Raw genomic sequence first — 19048 nt, 5'->3', positions numbered from 1 at the left:
ATTAGACGGAGGAAAAGTAATGGCAGGTAGAGAATTCTCATTAGAGAACACAAGAAATATCGGTATCATGGCTCACATCGATGCTGGTAAGACTACCACAACCGAAAGAATCCTCTTCTATACAGGTAAGTCACACAAGATTGGTGAGACACATGACGGCGCAGCTGTTATGGACTGGATGGAACAGGAACAGGAACGTGGTATTACCATTACTTCTGCTGCGACTACTGCACAGTGGAAGGGAAACAGAATCAATATCATTGATACTCCAGGCCACGTAGACTTTACAGTTGAAGTAGAAAGATCGCTTAGAGTACTTGACGGTGCGGTTACAGTACTCTGCGCTAAGGGTGGTGTTGAACCACAGTCCGAAACAGTTTGGAGACAGGCTGAAAAATACGGAGTTCCAAGAATGATTTTCATCAACAAGATGGATATCCTAGGAGCTAATTTCTACAGGGTAGTAGATATGGTAAAGGATAGACTTAAGGCTAACGCCGTGCCTGTTCAGCTACCAATCGGAGTAGAAGAAACATTCGTAGGTATCATTGACTTGGTAACTATGAAGGCGGAAATTTATAAGGATGATCTCGGAAAAGAATTCGAGATTACAGATATTCCTGAAGATATGATGGAAATAGCTCAGGAGTGGAGAGAAAAGATGATTGAGTCAGTTGCTGAGTGCGACGAAGAACTCATGATGAAGTTCCTCGATGGTGAAGAGCTGACAATCGAAGAAGTGAAGACAACTATCCGTAAGCAGACAATTGATTGCCAGATGGTTCCTGTATTCTGCGGATCAGCTTACAGAAACAAGGGTGTACAGATGATGCTCGATGGAGTTATCGACTATATGCCATCACCAGTTGATATCCCAGCTATCAAGGGTGTTGACCCTGTTACTGGAGAAGAGGCTGAAAGACCTTCATCAGATGAGGCTCCATTCTCAGCACTAGCGTTTAAGATCATGGCTGACCCATTCGTAGGAAAGCTTGCGTTCTTCAGAGTATATTCAGGAACTATTGAATCAGGCTCATATGTTTATAACTCAACAAAGGGCAAGAAGGGAAGACTCGGAAGAATCCTTCAGATGCACGCTAACAAGAGAGAGGAAATCGAGAAGGTTTACTCAGGAGATATCGCTGCAGCTGTAGGTCTAAAGGATGTTACAACAGGTGACACACTCTGCGACGAAAAGGATGAAATTGTTCTTGAGTCAATGGAATTCCCAGATCCAGTAATTGAGATTGCTATCGAGCCTAAGACAAAGGCAGGTCAGGAAAAGATGGGTATCGCTTTGGCAAAGCTTGCTGAAGAAGATCCAACTTTCAAGACATACACAAACGAAGATACAGGACAGACCATCATCGCAGGTATGGGTGAGCTCCACCTAGAAATCATCGTAGATAGACTTCTTCGTGAGTTCAAGGTAGAGGCTAACGTAGGTAAGCCACAGGTTTCATACAAAGAAACAATTACAGAAACTGCAGATGTCGATCACAAGTATGCTAAGCAGTCTGGTGGTCACGGTCAGTACGGTCACGTTAAGATCAAGGTATTCCCACGCGAGCCAGGTGCTGGATTCGAGTTCATCAACTCAATCGTCGGCGGTGCGGTTCCTAAGGAATATATCGGACCTATCGAGGCAGGTATCAAAGAAGCGATGGAGACTGGTCCAGTTGCTGGATATCAGGTAGTCGATGTAGGTGTTGAACTATATGATGGTTCATACCACGAAGTTGACTCATCTGAAATGGCATTTAAGGTAGCAGCATCCATGGCATTTAGAGAAGCAGCAAAGAAGGGTAAGCCAGTTCTCCTTGAGCCTATATTCAAGGTAGAGGTAACCGTTCCGGATGAGTATATGGGCGATGTAATCGGTGATATCTCTTCAAGAAGAGGAAGAATCGAAGGCTCAGATATGAACAACGGCGCTGTAGCAGTTAGAGGTATGGTACCTCTATCAGAAATGTTTGGATATGCAACAGACCTTAGATCTAAGACACAGGGTCGTGGTGTATATGTAATGCAGTTTGACCACTTTGAGAAGCTTCCAGATAACCTTGTTGAAAAGGTTAATGCAAGCAAGTAACCTAATTGGAGGAATATAATAATGGCAAAACAGAAATTTGAAAGAAACAAACCACATATCAATATCGGTACAATCGGACACGTAGACCACGGTAAGACAACACTTACAGCTGCGATCACAACAACACTAAACCAGAGATATGGACTAGGTGAGAAGGTTGAGTTCGACAAGATCGATAAGGCACCAGAAGAGAAGGAAAGAGGAATCACAATCTCAACATCACACGTTGAGTATGAGACACCAAACCGCCACTACGCGCACGTTGACTGCCCAGGCCACGCTGACTATGTAAAGAACATGATCACAGGTGCTGCACAGATGGACGGAGCTATCCTAGTAGTAGCAGCAACAGATGGACCAATGCCACAGACAAGAGAGCACATCCTTCTATCAAGACAGGTAGGCGTACCATACATCATCGTATTCCTAAACAAGTGCGATATGGTAGATGACGAAGAACTTCTAGATCTAGTAGAGATGGAAGTAAGAGAACTACTATCAGAGTATGACTTCCCAGGAGATGACACACCAATCATCAGAGGATCAGCGCTTAAGGCACTAGAAGATCCAGCAAGCGAGTGGGGAGACAAGATTGTAGAGCTATTCGAAGCAGTAGATAGCTACATCCCAGAACCAGAAAGAGATAACGATAAGCCATTCCTAATGCCAGTAGAGGACGTATTCTCAATCACAGGAAGAGGAACAGTAGCAACAGGAAGAGTTGAGAGAGGCGTACTAAAGGTTGGTGAGGAAGTAGAAATCATCGGACTCACAGAAGAGAAGAGAAAAGTAGTAGTAACAGGTCTAGAGATGTTCAGAAAGCTTCTAGATGAGGCAGAGACAGGAGACAATGTAGGAGCACTACTAAGAGGTGTACAGAGAAACGAAATCGAAAGAGGACAGGTTCTAGCAGCACCAGGAACAATTCACCCACATACAAAGTTCAAGGGACAGGTATACGTACTAAAGAAGGAAGAAGGCGGAAGACATACACCATTCTTTAACGGATACAGACCACAGTTCTACTTCAGAACAACAGACGTAACAGGAGACCTAAAGTTACCAGAAGGAACAGAGATGTGCATGCCTGGAGATAACGTAATCATGGAGATTGATTTGATCACACCAATCGCTATCGAAGAAGGCCTAAGATTCGCTATCAGAGAAGGTGGCAGAACAGTAGGTTCAGGTGTTGTAACAGAGATCATCGAGTAATAGGTCAAATTACAAGTAGACATAAGATGCCGGCACAACAGTGCCGGTATTTTTTATAAAAATTTAAAAAACGGTGTTGACAGTTTGAATTTTCAATGGTATATTTAACACATTAATACTTTAGCACGATAAATCAATAAAGTGAAGGGAAATAAAATGGCTAAGAATAGAATGTTTATAGGAGAAACAAAAGGAAAGAGAAGTAAGAGATTTATAATCTCAGCGGTTATATTAACTTTGATTATGACATGTGCTTTGACAGCATGCGGAGGCAAGGATGATACGAAGAAGGAATCTAAAGACACCTTGGTTGTGGGGCTTGACGATACCTTTGCTCCTATGGGCTTCCGAGATGCGAAGGGCAAGCTAGTTGGCTTTGATATTGATATGGCAAAGGCTGTCGGAAAGAAGCTAAATATGAAGGTCGACTTCAAGGCAATTGATTGGGATTCAAAGGAGATGGAGTTAAAGTCAGGATCTATTGACTGTGTATGGAATGGAATGTCAGTTACACCTGAAAGAAAAGAAAAGATGGCTCTTTCAGCTAAGTATCTAGATAACAAGATTGTGGTAATGGCACTAAATTCATCGGATGTTGATGTTAAGGATTCTAGTGAACTTGCTAATCTAAAGATAGGAACACAGGTTGATTCATCAGCTCTTGCCATGATTAAGGCTGATAAGAACTACAAGAGTTTTGCAGATAATGTATCTGAGTATGACACATATGATGATGCAATCATGGACCTAAGGGCAGGACGTGTAGATGTAATCGTTGTAGACCAAGTGCTTGGTGAGTATGCAAACAAGAATCTTGATGGCATTATGAAGAAATGCGAGTTCTCATTTGGAAACGATTACTATGTAATAGGTTTTGAGAAGAGTAATACAAAGATGCGCGATAAAGTCAATAAGGCGCTCAAGGAACTAATAGATGATGGAACTGCATCAGAGATAAGCAAGAAGTGGTTCGGAGAAGATATAGTTGTTTACGAAGAAGTGAAATAGAAAATGAATACAATTTTAGAATACTTACCATTTTTACTTAGCGGAGCAAAGGTAACAGTTGCTATATTCGTTTTGACACTGGTACTTTCACTGCCACTAGGGTTACCATTTGCGCTGGGAAGCGAGAGTAAAATCCTGCCGATAAGATGGTTTTGCAAAATATACATATGGATTTTTAGAGGAACTCCGCTGATACTGCAGCTTTACTTCTTCTACTATTTCTTCCCAATAAGCCTTGGAGTAAAAATCAATCCATTTCTTGCAGTAATTCTGACATTTGTTTTGAATTACGCAGCGTATTTCGGAGAGATTTATAGGGGCGGAATTGCAAGCGTAGATGAGGGACAGTATGAGGCAGCAGAGGCACTTGGTATATCAAAGTTTGCAACTATGAAGGACATCATCCTTCCGCAGACTATGAAGGCAGTGCTTCCACCAGTTGTAAATGAAGCAATTACGCTTGTAAAAGACACAGCGCTTGCGTCGACAATAGGTACCGTAATCGATTTGATGAGATCAACAAGCACAACGGTAAACAGACTTACAGATATGACACCATTTGTTGTAGCAGCGGTAATATATCTAATTATGACAGGGGCTTTAACCTTTGGTGCAGGTAAGTTAGAAAAGTATTTTAAAAAGTATGATGCAAAGTCAGCATAGAGAATTTTGCAAGAGAGAGTTAAGGGATGAGTTACACACTTAGAGCGGACAATATAAGTAAGCGATTCGGAACAGAAGATGCAGTCAAAGGCGTTAAGCTCAATATCAAAAAAGGAGAGACTGTTGCGATTATCGGACCTTCGGGATCAGGGAAAAGCACATTCCTAAGATGCATAGGTGGACTTGAAAAAGTGACATCGGGAAACCTAGAGCTAGATGGAAAATGCGGGATGGTTTTTCAAAACTTTAACCTTTTTCCACACATGACATGCCTTGAGAATATAAGCTATGCTCCGGTGAAGGTAAAGAAAATAAAGCGCAAAGATGCTGAGGAAAAAGCAAAGAAGCTGCTTGCTATGGTCGGACTAAGCGATAAGGAAGGCGCGTATCCAGCTCAGCTTTCTGGCGGACAAAAACAAAGAGTTGCAATAGCAAGGGCTTTAGCCATGGAGCCTGATTTGATGCTCTTTGATGAACCGACATCGGCACTCGATCCCGAGACAACAGGAGAGGTGCTTTCCGTGATGAAAGATCTCTCCTGCCAGGATATGACAATGATTGTTGTAACTCACGAGATGAACTTTGCAAGAGAGGTTGCAGACCGCATAATCTTTATGGATGCGGGAACTATTGTTGAGGAAGGAAGCTCTAGGGAAATCTTCGAAAACCCTAAGAGTGAGAGACTATCCAATTTCCTTGGCGCAACGCTCAGGTTTACAGGAGCTCAAAGCTAAGAAGCAATTTTGCAGCGCTTATCTCAGCAGGGAGAAGTTTCTTGATATAAGATTTGTTGAATATCGAGACTTCTCCATTTTCTTTGAGATTTTTGGCTATCAAAATAACCACTGTTTTCTTATTGAGGCTATTTAGGTATGCTTTGATAGTATTTGGATTTAGTTCCTGCTCTTTCAAAGCATCGCTGCGCTTGTTGAACTCTATAATAATATCAACAAGTCTTGCGATAAAACTTTTTCTCGTATATAGAATCAAAGGATCTAGCTCAAATATTGATGCTAGATCATCTATTTTTTTGAGAGTCTTCTTGTCGAATTCCTTCTTAGCAAAGCTATAAAGCTCGCCGTCGTAAATTCCGAAGACCTTCATTGCATCTAGATATCCAAGCCTCATAATATTCTCTGTGTTATCAGGATCAAATACGAGGAAGGAGCCGAGGTCCCATTTAGGGCTTATGAGCTTGATGTTTTCGGAGCTAGACATTTCCTTGTCCTTGTCATATCTACCGACTGCATCAAGATAGATTGCAATGATATTCGTTGCACCGCGCTCAACTGCCATGTGGATTGGCATATTGTTTTCGTAGCCACCATCGATATAGGTTTTTCCATCGATTTTATGAGGTTTTAGTGCAGGAAATGCAGAAGAGCTAGCAATTATATAGTCGCCAATCTTACCCTTTGGAATTTCATCCTTCCAGAGATAGTGAGGCTTCATTGCCGGTACTTCTACAGTCAAAAGGCCAAAGTCCATAGAACTATTTCTTATCTTATCCTCATCAAGATAGGTGTCGACAAGTTCCTTAAGGCCGCTGACGCCTGCACCGCCCTGTTTGAAAAATTCGGCTGCAAATTCCGTAATCTGGGCATCAGGCTTTACATCAAAGACTTTGTCGGTCTCGAGCCTACGCCAAAGTCCGGAAGCAAGGAAGGGATCTCCTTGTACTACCATGGCACTGTTCAAAGAACCAACGGAGACACCGACAACCATGTCAACTGGAATTCCAAGCTCAATTAAAGCTCTCCATGCACCGCACTGATAGGCACCGCGAGAACCACCACCACTCAAAACCAAAGCTGTTTTACCAGAACCGCTCGTACCAGTCTTCTGTCTTCCGTAAGAACTGTCGAGTGTCTTTTTCATGTTAACATACCCCCTCGAATGTGATATAATATACTTAATCTATTTATTTGTATATTATCACACGCAAATGTTTTTTAAAAGGAGCTCAAATGGATCCAAGATTAAAAAGTTTGATAGATAAGAGCAACAAGATTGTATTCTTCGGAGGAGCAGGAGTTTCAACGGAGAGTAATATCCCAGACTTCAGGTCTGAGAGTGGAATATATCATGCGAAAACTGAGTACGGCTATTCTCCGGAGTCTATTGTGTCTGCGGATTTTTATTTTAGCCATAACAAGCTGTTTTATAAATTCTACAAGGAGAATCTAGTTTACACAGAGGCTGAGCCAAATGATGCACACAAGGCGCTTGCTAAGCTAGAGCAAGAAGGCAAGCTCACGGCTGTAGTAACGCAGAACATCGATGGACTGCATCAGAAGGCTGGAAATCGCAATGTCTACGAGCTGCACGGAAGCGTGAACAGAAACTACTGCGAGAAGTGCGGAAAGTTCTATGACCTCGACTATGTTATGGATGAAGCTAACTGTAAAGAAGGCGTTCCATATTGTAGCTGCTCAGGTAGAATCAAGCCAGACGTAGTCCTCTTTGGAGAGATGCTGGATGATGCAACTATAGAGGGTGCGGTCAAGGCTATATCGGAAGCGGATCTTCTCATAGTTGGTGGAACATCGCTTGCAGTGTATCCAGCGGCAGGGCTTATAAACTACTACCGCGGTAAGGAGCTTGTTTTGATAAATAAGACTGAGACTCCGTATGATAGCAGGGCGAGTCTTGTTATCTACGACTCGATAGGAAAGGTAATGAAATATTAATGAATTTTTTACTCGTTAACGATGACGGCATTCATGCCGATGGAATAAAGGCCTTAGCAAAAGCTATGTCAGAAGTCGGTGATGTCTATGTCTGCGCGCCGAGCACACAGCAAAGCGGTAAGAGTCACTCCATAACCTTAGATGAGGAAATCTTCGTAAGACCCATAGAATTTCCTTGCGCCAAAATGGCATGGATGGTTTCTGGAACTCCGTCAGATTGCACAAAGGTCGGAATTCAAATGTGTGAGGCTAATGGCATAGAGCTAGATATTGTATATTCGGGTATAAACATGGGTAGCAATCTAGGAACTGATACCGTATACTCAGGAACCGTCGGAGCTGCTCTAGAAGCTACGATGAGAGGATATAAGGCCGTTGCAGTTTCGGTGAACGACCGCGATTCATCTCATTTTGATGGAGCATGCCGGGCAGCCATTTATTTGATAGATTACGTAAAGAATGAACTTGCGCCAAAGACGATTCTAAATATTAACTCGCCGAACAAACCGGTCGAGGAGCTCAAGGGCATTAAGCTATCAAAGTTGGGACCCGGATACTTTAACGATGGGTTTGTACATGTCGAGGATGATAGATATAAATTGAAGGGTCACATTCCAGACCATAAGGAAAATAAGGATGACGTTGATGTTTTCTACAACGCTTGTAACTACATCACGATAACTCCGCTGAGGGTAGACCTTACAGACTATGATGAATTAGAGAAACTAAAGGATTGGAGAATTGATATATGAGTATATTTAGCCACACATTTGAGGATCCCGAATCGGGAGACAGGGCTACTTTACTGAGATATTTTAACGGATATGACTATAGGGCAGCTGGCTATACATATATTACAAACTATATATGGAGAAGAAGCTACTGCTTAAGCTGGGACATCATCGAAGGTTATGTCTGTATGGCGGGTGGAAACTGCGCCGGTGACGGAAGTGACTCGGTAATCTCCATGCCTTTGACGGATAATGGGGAGTACGACATCCCAAGACTTCGCAAGGCCATTCTTGAATGCAAGAGAAGATTTGACGATATGGGAATCAAGTTCCGTATCGTGGCTATTCCAGAGAAAATGAAGGGCTTGCTAGAGGAGGCCTTCGGAGATGAGATAGAAATCTTTGAAAACCGTGATGCAGATGAATATGTCTACCTTAAGGATAAGCTAATAAATCTTTCGGGAAGAGCCTTGCATAAGAAGAAAAATCACATGAACTACTTCCTCAAGAATTTTGAGTACGAAGTAAAGCCAATCACTTTAGATATGAGAGATGAGGTTTTAGCATTTGCCACTGAGCAAAAGGAACTCAAGGAGCAGGATGAGGAGATAGATTCTCTAGAAACGGAGTTTGACGCTATAGGGCAAATCCTCAAGTTAGTAGAGGAACCAAATGTTTATTCGGCAGCTATTTATATCAATGGAAAGCTCGAGGGCTTTGCAATAGGAGAGACTGTTTCAGATAGCATGGCGATTGAGCATTTTGAGAAAGCAAATGACGATTTTAGAGGGATATATCAGATAGTCTGTAGAGAGTTCTGCAAGCAACTTCCTGAGAGCGTTGAGTATGTAAACAGGGAAGAAGACATGGGATTAGAAAATCTCAGACAGGCCAAGGAGGCCCTTAAACCAGAATATATGGAACGCCTTTTTTACGCCCATTTTAGGAAATAATTTGTTAAAGAATTTCTATTTTAGTATTGACTATTATTTAACAATGTTGTAAAGTGGGAGTATCAGGTTATTGTACTTATATTATATTAGGAAACAAGTAAATTTCGTAGAAAAATACGACATTAGGAGGTACTTACAATGAGAGAAGTTGTAATCGTAAGCGCAGTTAGAACAGCTATTGGTGGCTATGGTGGAACACTTAAGAATGTTTCAGCTAGAGAGCTAGGAGCAGTTGTTATAAAGGGAGCACTAGAAAAGGCTGGAGTTAAGCCAGAGATGGTTGACGAAGTTATCATGGGTAACGTTCTTCAGGCTGGTCTTGGACAGAACGTAGCAAGACAGATGATGCTAGATGCTGGTCTTCCAAAGGAAGTTCCTGCAATGACAATCAACAAGGTTTGCGGAAGCGGACTAAGAGCTGTTGAGCTTGCTGCTCAGATCATCAAGGCAGAAGACGCTGACATCATCGTTGCAGGTGGTGCAGAGAATATGTCACTAGCTCCATATGTAGTTCCATCAGCAAGATGGGGAGCAAGAATGTTCGACACAAAGATGGTTGACGCAATGGTTAACGATGGACTTTGGGACGCATTCAACAACTATCACATGGGTGTAACAGCTGAGAACGTAGCTGAAGAATGGGGTCTAACAAGAGAACAGATGGATCAGTTTGCTCTTGATTCACAGCTAAAGGCTGAAGCTGCTGTTAAGTCAGGCAGATTCAAGGATGAAATCGTTCCAGTAGAAATCCCACAGAAGAAGGGTGATCCTATCGTATTCGATACAGATGAGCACCCTAAGTTCGGTTCAACAATCGAAAAGCTTGGCAAGCTAAAGCCAGCATTCAAGAAGGACGGAAGAGGAGTTACAGCTGGTAATGCATCAGGAATCAACGATTCAGGCGCTGCTGTAGTAGTAATGTCAGCTGACAAGGCTAAGGAGCTTGGCCTAACACCACTAGTAAAGATCGTTTCATACGCATCTGCTGGTGTTGATCCTAAGATCATGGGAATCGGACCTGTTCCATCATCAAGAAAGGCTCTTGAGAAGGCTGGACTATCAATCAATGATATGGATCTTATCGAAGCTAACGAAGCATTTGCAGCTCAGGCTCTAGCAGTTGGTAAGGACCTAGGAATTGATCCTGCTAAGCTAAACGTTAACGGTGGAGCTATCGCACTTGGTCACCCAATCGGAGCATCAGGATGCCGTATCCTAGTTACATTGATTCACGAGATGCTAAAGAGAGAAGATGCTAAGAAGGGTCTTGCTACACTTTGCATCGGTGGCGGAATGGGAACAGCTCTAGTAGTAGAGAAATAGCATTAAGCCATTAAACAAAAATGATTTTTACCCGAACTGAGAATACTCAGTTCGGGTTTTTTGTATCTAATAATATAGTCCTATTTCATTTGACAGAGAACGCAGGTGTGTTATTATAATCGATAGGAAAAGCTAGGAGAATATATGGCAAAGAAAAAGAAGACTGCTAAAACTTCATACTTAATTATGGCACTGATATGCCTTGCAATTAGTGTTGTTTTACCGATGCTTACTGATCAAGTCCCGCGTTTTGGGCAAGGACTTCGCCCTATGCATATTCCGGTTTTGATAGCTGGCTTTGCTTGTGGACCAGTGATTGGATTTATTGTTGGCCTGGCTGCGCCAGTGCTAAGCCTTTTAATACATGGAGCGCCAGCTTTGATGCAGGCGGGATTTGCAATGAGTCTTGAGCTTGCGACCTATGGCCTTATAGCGGGCTTGCTATATAGTCAGCTTCCTAGGAAGACGGGGAGTATATATGTATCCCTGATAACGGCAATGATAGTTGGTCGAATTGTTTGGGGAGCTAGCATGATTGCACTCTCAAGTAGGGACGGACTTCGTTTCACATATCAAATGTTTATGAAATATGCTTTTATAGATGCGGTGCCGGCAATACTTTTTCATATAGTTTTGATTCCGGCCGTCGTAATAGCTTTAGAAAAGGCAAACTTAACATATAGAGGGAGGAAATAGGCATGATTTATTTTAGGTCGGATTATAGCCAGGGAGCACACCCTAAGGTCCTAGAGGCTTTGCAGAAAACCAACCTTGAGCATACAGACGGATATGGTCTAGATGTTCACTGTGAGAATGCAGCAAAGATGATAAAGGAACTTATCGGAAGGCAAGACTGTGATGTGCACATGATGGTAGGCGGTACTCCATGCAATGTGACTTTGATATCAGCAAGCCTAAGACCTTACGAGGCGGTTATAGCTGTTAAGGCTGGTCACATATATTCACATGAGACTGGTGGGGTTGAGGCGACAGGTCATAGGATAATTGGCATGCCAGATGAAGACGGAAAACTCACAGTAAAGAATATAAATGCAGCTTGGGATGAATATGAGGATGAGCATACTGTAATCCCTAAGCTAGTGTATATCTCTCAACCAACAGAGTGTGGATCTTTATATAGTAAAGCTGAGCTCGAGGCACTGTATGATTGTTGTAAGGCAAGAGATATGTACCTATATATTGATGGTGCGAGAATGGCCTCGGCACTCACAAGTAAGTACTGTGATGTGAGATTAAAGGAACTTGCAAAACTATGTGATGCTTTTTATCTAGGTGCAACCAAAAATGGGGCTCTTTTCGGAGAGGCGCTCATAATATCAAATCCTAAGATGAACGAGCATTTCCGCTGGATGATTAAACAAAACTGCGGTCTTCTCGCAAAGGGGAGACTTATAGGTGTCCAGTTTGAAGCTTTGCTCGAAGGGGGAGAAGATAGTATCTACTTCGGAATGGCAAAACATGCAAATGAGCTAGCAGAAAAGCTGAGAAATGGACTAGAGAAGCTTGGATGCGAATTTTTGGGAACATCTCAGACGAATCAGGTATTCCCTTATCTGCCAACTGAGGTTGTAAAGGAACTTGAGAAGGACTTCTTCTTTTATGAATGGACTCCTGAGAGAGATGGCAAAATCGTAGCAAGGTTTGTAACTGCGTGGGGTACGACGGAAGAGGATGTAGATGCTTTGATAAACTCCATCAAAAATCTACTTAAAAATTAGCTCTTTTACAAATCAAAAACATGCTTTGCATTGAAAAAAGTTCATATCTTGTATATAATAGGAGTAACTATTTTGTTGATGGAAAGGAAATTTTATGGCAACTGAAGTTGGAATAGATTTGGGAACAGCCAATGTATTGGTTTATATAAAGAATAAGGGTATCGTACTTGAGGAGCCGTCTGTTGTTGCGGTTAATCAGGATACAGATGAGATTCTTGCAGTAGGTGAAGAGGCAAGACAGATGCTAGGTAGAACACCTGCTAATATAGTTGCAGTTAAGCCACTTAGAGATGGTGTAATCTCAGACTATGATATTACAGAGAAGATGCTTAAGTACTTCATCAAGAAGGCTTGTGGCAGCGGTTTCTTCTTTAAGCCAAGAATCATGGTTTGCGTGCCTAGTGGAGTAACCGAAGTAGAAAAGCGTGCGGTTAGAGAAGCGGCTACACAGGCGGGCGGCAAGAATGTTTATCTAATTGAGGAACCCGTAGCAGCAGCTATCGGTGCTGGTCTTGATATCGCTAGGCCAGACGGAGTTATGGTAATAGACGTCGGTGGTGGTACAACAGACATTGCGGTAATCGCTCTGGGCGGTATCGTTGCTAGTGCTTCTGTTAAGGTTGCCGGAGATAAGTTTGACGAGTACATCGTTAGATATATGAGAAAGAATCACAAGCTCTATATAGGTGAGAGAACAAGTGAGGATCTCAAGAAGAAACTCGGAACAGCATCACCAAGAGAAGAAACCATAACTGCTGAGTGCAGAGGTAGAGACCTTGTAAGTGGACTTCCTAAGGTTGTAGAGATAACATCAGAAGAGATCATGGAAGCTCTTGAGGAGCCTCTATACACAATCTGCGAGGCGGTGCATAGCGTTCTTGAGCAGACACCTCCTGAACTTGCGGCCGACATCACAAGCTCAGGCATAGTTCTAACAGGTGGTGGTGCCTACCTCTACGGACTTGACAAGCGTATCCAGGCAAGAACAGGAATGAACGTAAGAATTGCTGAGAATCCTGAGCAGTGCGTTGCGATAGGAACCGGAAATGCGCTAAACGTTATCGAGTCAATTGAGAGCAACAAACTCAACAGAAGAGAACCTTATCTATAATGTGCATAATACTGGAGAACACATTTTATAAATAAGTCAGATTAGTGGATGCTTCCTTGTGTTTCACATGGGAGGCGTCCATTTTTAAATGGGAGCTAGCCTAAGGCTATACCACAAAGGGATAATTATCTTTGATGTATGAATTCGCGCATCAAAGGAAGATGTTAGAAGATATAGGAGAAGACGATGAGATATGAGCTGATAGCAACAGCAACCTTTGGACTTGAAGCTGTTGTAAGGCGCGAAATAGAAAGCCTTGATTACAAGGTGCTCAAAACTGAGGACGGAAAGGTTACCTTTGAGGGCGACGAGCGTGCCATAGTAAGGAGTAATCTTTGGCTGAGAACGGCCGATAGAGTTTTGCTAAAGATGGCAGAGTTTGAGGCAAGGACCTTTGAGGAGCTCTTTCAACAGACAAAGGCTTTGATGTGGGAAGCGCTTATACCGCCGGATGGAAAGTTCACAGTTACTGGAACTTCGGTTAAGTCTCAGCTTCATAGCGTTCCTGCGTGTCAGGGAATCTGTAAGAAAGCAATAGCATCTAGGCTCGGCGAGGCATATTTGATGGAGACTCTTCCAGAAACGGGCGCAGAGTACACGGTAAAGGTGACCATACTAAAAGACAGGGTTACTTTGACAGTAGACACAAGCGGATCTGGACTTCATAAGAGAGGTTACAGGGTTAAAACTGTAGCTGCTCCAATCAAAGAGACTCTTGCAGCTGCAATGGTACAGCTTTCGTTTTGGAATAAGGACAGGGTATTACTCGACCCTTGTTGTGGATCTGGAACCATAGCAATAGAGGCTGCGATGATAGGAAGGAATATTGCGCCAGGGCTTTCAAGAAGCTTCGCATGTGAAGAATGGGAAGCCATAGACAAGAAGCTTTGGAAGGAAGAGAAGAAGCGCGCCTACGATTTGATGGATGATGAAGCAAAGCTAGACATCGTCGCAATCGATATAGATAAGATGGCTATCGAAGCGGCAAAGGAAAATGCTATCGAAGCAGGAGTTGACGACTGCATTAGGTTCATAAATGCAGATATGTCTAGGATTAAAGCATCAAAACCTTCAGGAATAATCATAACCAACCCGCCTTATGGCGAGAGAATTGGTGAGCAAAAACAGATAGCAGCAATCTACAGCAAGTACAAGAAGTTCTTTGCCGAAAATCCAAGCTGGTCTATGTTCATGGTAACCACGGACAAGGACATTGAAGCAAAGGTCTTCGGAAGAAAGGCTGATAGAAGGCGCAAACTCTACAACGGTAGACTTGAGGTGTGCTACTATCAATTTCATGGAAAGAAGCTAGGGGATAATGGAAAAGCAAAACGGCCTGAGCAAAAATAGAAACATATGCGAGCTACTTGCCCCTGCCGGAAGCAAAGAGGCTTTTATTGCGGCAGTCGAAAGCGGGGCAGATGCTGTCTATGCAGGAGGCAATCTTTTTAATGCTAGAATCAATGCACATAATTTTGAGCTAGATGAGATAGAAGAGGCGGTGCACTTTGCACATAAAAGAAATGTAAAAGTCTACATAACAATAAATGTCCTTATAAAGGATGAGGAACTGCTCGAAGCACTAGAATACGCAAAGAATCTATATGAGATTGGAGTCGACGCTATAATTGTTCAAGACATAGGCTTTGCTAATCTTGTGAGAAAGCACCTTCCTGGTTTCGAACTTCATATGTCAACACAGGCATCTGTCTTTGATAAGGACGGAGTGTATCAGGCAATGGACCTAGGCTTCAGTCGTGTCGTACCAGCAAGAGAACTATCGCTAGCCGAAATCGAAACTCTATGCAAAGAGACGCCTTGCGAGATCGAGGTCTTCTGTCATGGTGCAATATGTGTCTGCTATTCAGGACAGTGTCAGATGAGCCGCTACATAGGTGGGCGAAGCGGAAACAGAGGAGGCTGTGCCCAGCCGTGCAGACTTCCATATAAAAGTGCGGACAGAAGCGGCGGAACAAAAGAAACTGCTCTTCTAAGTCCTAGCGACATGTCGATGATAGACCATCTTGACAAACTCTGCGAAGCAGGAGTGCGCTCGCTCAAAATCGAAGGCCGAATGAAATCACCGGAATATGTTGCGGTCGTAACATCAATATATCGCAAATACCTCGACATCTATGCAAAGAATGGAAGCTATAAGCTTAGCAAAGAAGATAGACTTGCATTAACGCAGATATTCAATAGGGGCTTCACAAGCGCATATCTAAATGAACAAAATCCATCAGACTTCATGTCGGGTGAAATATCAAAGCACAAAGGCGTCGAAATAGGCAAGGTTCTAAACGCAAATGCAGGTAGAAACCTAATCAAAATAAGCTCTAGCAAAGAGCTGCGCCTAGGCGACGGAATTGAAGTCCGCGGAAAAAATATCAGGGCAGGCAACGTTATAACGTATCTAAAGGAAGATGGCAAAGGCGTATACATAGTTGGTGACATCAAAGATCGTGTCGAGAAGTCGTACGCAGTCTACAGGATAACTAGTAAGGATCAAATCGAGCTAGCAGCAAATAGTTATAAGAACAAAGACTGGAACGAGGGCAAGTTCTTACGTAAAGCAAGGATAAATATAGAATGCAATGAACTAGATGGCAAGATACAGATTCGCATAAGCGATGAAAGCGGAATCATAAGCGTAGTAAATGAGACGGAGCGTTTTGAGCCTGCAGAAATATCTGCAAGAGATAGAATAGCTAAAGCCTTAACCAAATTAGGCGGAAGCCCGTTCAGTGCCGAAAAAATCGATTTTAACGGAGAATTCTGTCTAAAGGTTCAGATGTCCGAACTAAACAAATTAAGGCGTGAGACGCTAAGTTTATTCGAATCAGCCCTATGTGAAGGAAGGAACGGATATATAAAAAACGGAAAGCCGACGCTTGAGCTTCCTAGTTCGCTTCCTAAAGCAAAACGAGATGATAGCGCAAGACTAGAAATGTTCTTCTACAGCCTAGATGCATATAAAAAATTCGATAGAACTGAAACCGAAGCAAAGTGCGCAGAATCGGAAGTCGAACTCAGCTATCTAATTCCTGCAGCGGATCTAGTGAAGGAACCCTATGCCGACGAAAGAATCATTCCATATATAAGCAATATATCAAAGGGCAAGGAATATAAGATTCTATCAAAGGGTGAAGAGGCTCTTTGGAAACTGGCCAGTAAGCATGGAATATATATAGGTAACCTCGGTACGCTTGCATTTATTAAGACGCTCGAAAGAAAGTATGGTCATGGAGAATCTTTGCATCTATATGCTGACTATGGTTTTAACGTATACAATGAAGAGACGATAATCTTGCTTCAAGAGCTAGGAGCAGAGAGGGTAATTGATTCACTCGAAACAGGTGGAGTGCACTACGGAGCTCTTCCATTAATGGTCAGTGAACATGGATGGGATGAGAGCGAATTCATAGACAGAAAGTCTAAAGAATATAAGATTATCAAAAGAGATATATCTGATCAGGATATAATTGCAGCTACAGACTTTGTTGATATATCTGCATGCATCAGAGAAGCAAAGAATCAAAATAAGACTGTAAGGATATATGTAAATTAGGGTCTTATTTGCATGGCAAAATAGCTGTTAGATTTATTTAAAATAATTTTTAAAAAGCGATTGACAAGGTATTTAAAGCTGTGGTAATATAATCAAGCTGTCGCGAAGAGCGGCAGAGAAAAACCATTTAGAAAAGTTAAAAAAAGAATGAAAAACTTCTTGACATAGCCTAGTAAAAATGGTAATATGATTAAGCTGTCAAATGCGACAGCAAGAACCTAGAAAACCTCATAGCATAGAAATAGTCAAATAAAATTTGACCATGTAACATGGTAAGAACTAATTATGGTTCTGCAATCTTAAATGATTGCATGTATCGAAAGATACAACGACAATTTCTCAAACAAAACAATGATTCTGAATAGAATATTGCAAACGCAATAGCGTTCTTAGAGAAATAGGATAGATATTCAAGCGAAAGCTTAATATACAAACTAATTGAGAGTTTGATCCTGGCTCAGGATGAACGCTGGCGGCGTGCCTAACACATGCAAGTCGAGCGAGAAATAAAGGAATGAAGCTTCGGTAGATTTTCTTTATGGAAAGCGGCGGACGGGTGAGTAACGCGTAGGCAACCTGCCCTGTACAGGGGGATAGCCACCCGAAAAGGTGATTAATACCCCATAACGCAAGAGATACACATGTATCACTTGTCAAAGATTTATCGGTATAGGATGGGCCTGCGTCTGATTAGCTAGTTGGTAGGGTAACGGCTTACCAAGGCAACGATCAGTAGCCGACCTGAGAGGGTGATCGGCCACATTGGAACTGAGACACGGTCCAAACTCCTACGGGAGGCAGCAGTGGGGAATATTGCACAATGGGCGCAAGCCTGATGCAGCAACGCCGCGTGAAGGATGAAGGCCTTCGGGTTGTAAACTTCTGTCCTAGGGGAAGAAACAAATGACATTACCCTTGGAGGAAGCCCCGGCTAACTACGTGCCAGCAGCCGCGGTAATACGTAGGGGGCGAGCGTTATCCGGAATTATTGGGCGTAAAGAGTGCGTAGGTGGCACCTTAAGCGCAGGGTTTAAGGCAATGGCTCAACCATTGTTCGCCTTGCGAACTGGGGTGCTTGAGTGCAGGAGGGGAAAGTGGAATTCCTAGTGTAGCGGTGAAATGCGTAGATATTAGGAGGAACACCAGTGGCGAAGGCGACTTTCTGGACTGTTACTGACACTGAGGCACGAAAGCGTGGGGAGCAAACAGGATTAGATACCCTGGTAGTCCACGCCGTAAACGATGAGCACTAGGTGTCGGGGTCGCAAGACTTCGGTGCCGCAGTTAACGCATTAAGTGCTCCGCCTGGGGAGTACGCACGCAAGTGTAAAACTCAAAGGAATTGACGGGGACCCGCACAAGCAGCGGAGCATGTGGTTTAATTCGAAGCAACGCGAAGAACCTTACCAGGACTTGACATCCTCTTGACAGATCCTTAACCGGATCCTTCTTCGGACAAGAGAGACAGGTGGTGCATGGTTGTCGTCAGCTCGTGTCGTGAGATGTTGGGTTAAGTCCCGCAACGAGCGCAACCCTTGCCATTAGTTGCCATCATTTAGTTGGGCACTCTAGTGGGACTGCCGGGGAAAACTCGGAGGAAGGTGGGGATGACGTCAAATCATCATGCCCCTTATGTTCTGGGCTACACACGTGCTACAATGGCCGGTACAACAGGCAGCGAACCCGTGAGGGGGAGCGAATCCCAAAAGCCGGTCCCAGTTCGGACTGTAGGCTGCAACTCGCCTACACGAAGTTGGAGTTGCTAGTAATCGCGGATCAGAATGCCGCGGTGAATGCGTTCCCGGGTCTTGTACACACCGCCCGTCACACCATGGAAGTTGGGGGTGCCCGAAGTCGGTTAGTTAATCTATCGCCTAAGGCAAAACCAATGACTGGGGTGAAGTCGTAACAAGGTAGCCGTATCGGAAGGTGCGGCTGGATCACCTCCTTTCTAA

At 43.2% G+C, this 19048-nt stretch carries 12 protein-coding genes, 1 rRNA gene and 3 pseudogenes; 15 read left to right on the top strand and 1 reads right to left on the bottom strand.

Annotation, left to right across the window (positions count from 1 at the left end):
• Nucleotides 1-19: 19 nt before the first annotated feature.
• The 5 genes from fusA to glnQ all read left to right on the top strand — a co-directional run bounded on the left by fusA (nt 20) and on the right by glnQ (nt 5712).
• Entirely contained in the window at nt 20-2092 is a 2073-nt protein-coding gene (gene fusA, locus ADJ67_07450; protein AKT47471.1) for an elongation factor G, read from the top strand.
• 21 nt (nt 2093-2113) lie between these two features.
• Entirely contained in the window at nt 2114-3307 is a 1194-nt protein-coding gene (gene tuf, locus ADJ67_07445) for an elongation factor Tu (GenBank protein AKT47470.1), read from the top strand.
• A gap of 171 nt (nt 3308-3478) precedes the next feature.
• Nucleotides 3479-4315, top strand: a complete 837-nt coding sequence (locus ADJ67_07440) for an amino acid ABC transporter substrate-binding protein (GenBank protein AKT47716.1) — start codon at nt 3479-3481, stop codon at nt 4313-4315.
• 3 nt (nt 4316-4318) lie between these two features.
• A complete protein-coding gene (locus ADJ67_07435; protein ID AKT47469.1) occupies nt 4319-4978 on the top strand; it encodes an amino acid ABC transporter permease in 660 nt (219 codons plus the stop codon).
• Nucleotides 4979-5004: 26 nt separating this feature from the next.
• Complete coding sequence (glnQ, locus tag ADJ67_07430) at nt 5005-5712, top strand: glutamine ABC transporter ATP-binding protein (GenBank protein AKT47468.1); 708 nt, start codon at nt 5005-5007, stop codon at nt 5710-5712.
• Between the two features lie 373 nt (nt 5713-6085).
• On the opposite strand, the pseudogene ADJ67_07425 reads toward glnQ, so the two are convergent.
• Nucleotides 6086-6787 (bottom strand): annotated as a pseudogene (locus ADJ67_07425) (hypothetical protein).
• A gap of 158 nt (nt 6788-6945) precedes the next feature.
• On the opposite strand from ADJ67_07425, the gene ADJ67_07420 reads away from it, so the two are divergent.
• The 10 genes and pseudogenes from ADJ67_07420 to ADJ67_07375 all read left to right on the top strand — a co-directional run bounded on the left by ADJ67_07420 (nt 6946) and on the right by ADJ67_07375 (nt 19047).
• On the top strand, nt 6946-7668 hold the full coding sequence (locus ADJ67_07420) for an NAD-dependent deacetylase (protein AKT47467.1): 723 nt from the start codon (nt 6946-6948) through the stop codon (nt 7666-7668).
• The gene (locus ADJ67_07415) at nt 7668-8420 is read left to right on the top strand and encodes a hypothetical protein (GenBank protein AKT47466.1); all 753 of its coding nucleotides are present in this window, start codon (nt 7668-7670) and stop codon (nt 8418-8420) included. Before ADJ67_07420 ends, ADJ67_07415 begins: the two co-directional genes overlap by 1 nt.
• Nucleotides 8421-8770: 350 nt before the next feature.
• A pseudogene (locus ADJ67_07410) lies at nt 8771-9352 on the top strand (hypothetical protein).
• Between the two features lie 138 nt (nt 9353-9490).
• Nucleotides 9491-10675 (top strand): acetyl-CoA acetyltransferase, encoded by a 1185-nt coding sequence (locus ADJ67_07405; protein AKT47465.1) that lies wholly within the window; start codon nt 9491-9493, stop codon nt 10673-10675.
• Nucleotides 10676-10819: 144 nt separating this feature from the next.
• On the top strand, nt 10820-11371 hold the full coding sequence (locus tag ADJ67_07400; protein ID AKT47464.1) for a hypothetical protein: 552 nt from the start codon (nt 10820-10822) through the stop codon (nt 11369-11371).
• A 2-nt stretch (nt 11372-11373) separates the two neighbouring features.
• Nucleotides 11374-12414: an amino acid lyase gene (locus ADJ67_07395; GenBank protein ID AKT47463.1), complete on the top strand. Its 1041-nt coding sequence runs from the start codon at nt 11374-11376 to the stop codon at nt 12412-12414.
• Nucleotides 12415-12508: 94 nt separating this feature from the next.
• Nucleotides 12509-13525, top strand: a complete 1017-nt coding sequence (locus tag ADJ67_07390; protein ID AKT47462.1) for a rod shape-determining protein MreB — start codon at nt 12509-12511, stop codon at nt 13523-13525.
• Between the two features lie 186 nt (nt 13526-13711).
• Complete coding sequence (locus tag ADJ67_07385) at nt 13712-14875, top strand: N-6 DNA methylase (protein AKT47461.1); 1164 nt, start codon at nt 13712-13714, stop codon at nt 14873-14875.
• Nucleotides 14844-16616 (top strand): annotated as a pseudogene (locus tag ADJ67_07380) (hypothetical protein). Before ADJ67_07385 ends, ADJ67_07380 begins: the two are co-directional and overlap by 32 nt.
• A gap of 912 nt (nt 16617-17528) precedes the next feature.
• Nucleotides 17529-19047: ribosomal RNA gene (locus ADJ67_07375) — 16S ribosomal RNA — on the top strand.
• Nucleotide 19048 lies beyond the last annotated feature (1 nt).

Origin of the sequence: Eubacterium sulci ATCC 35585, assembly GCA_001189495.1 — a bacterium.
Classification (GTDB): Bacteria; Bacillota; Clostridia; order Peptostreptococcales; family Anaerovoracaceae; genus Eubacterium_B; species Eubacterium_B sulci.
This window is presented reverse-complemented; position numbering and strand designations above follow the sequence as displayed.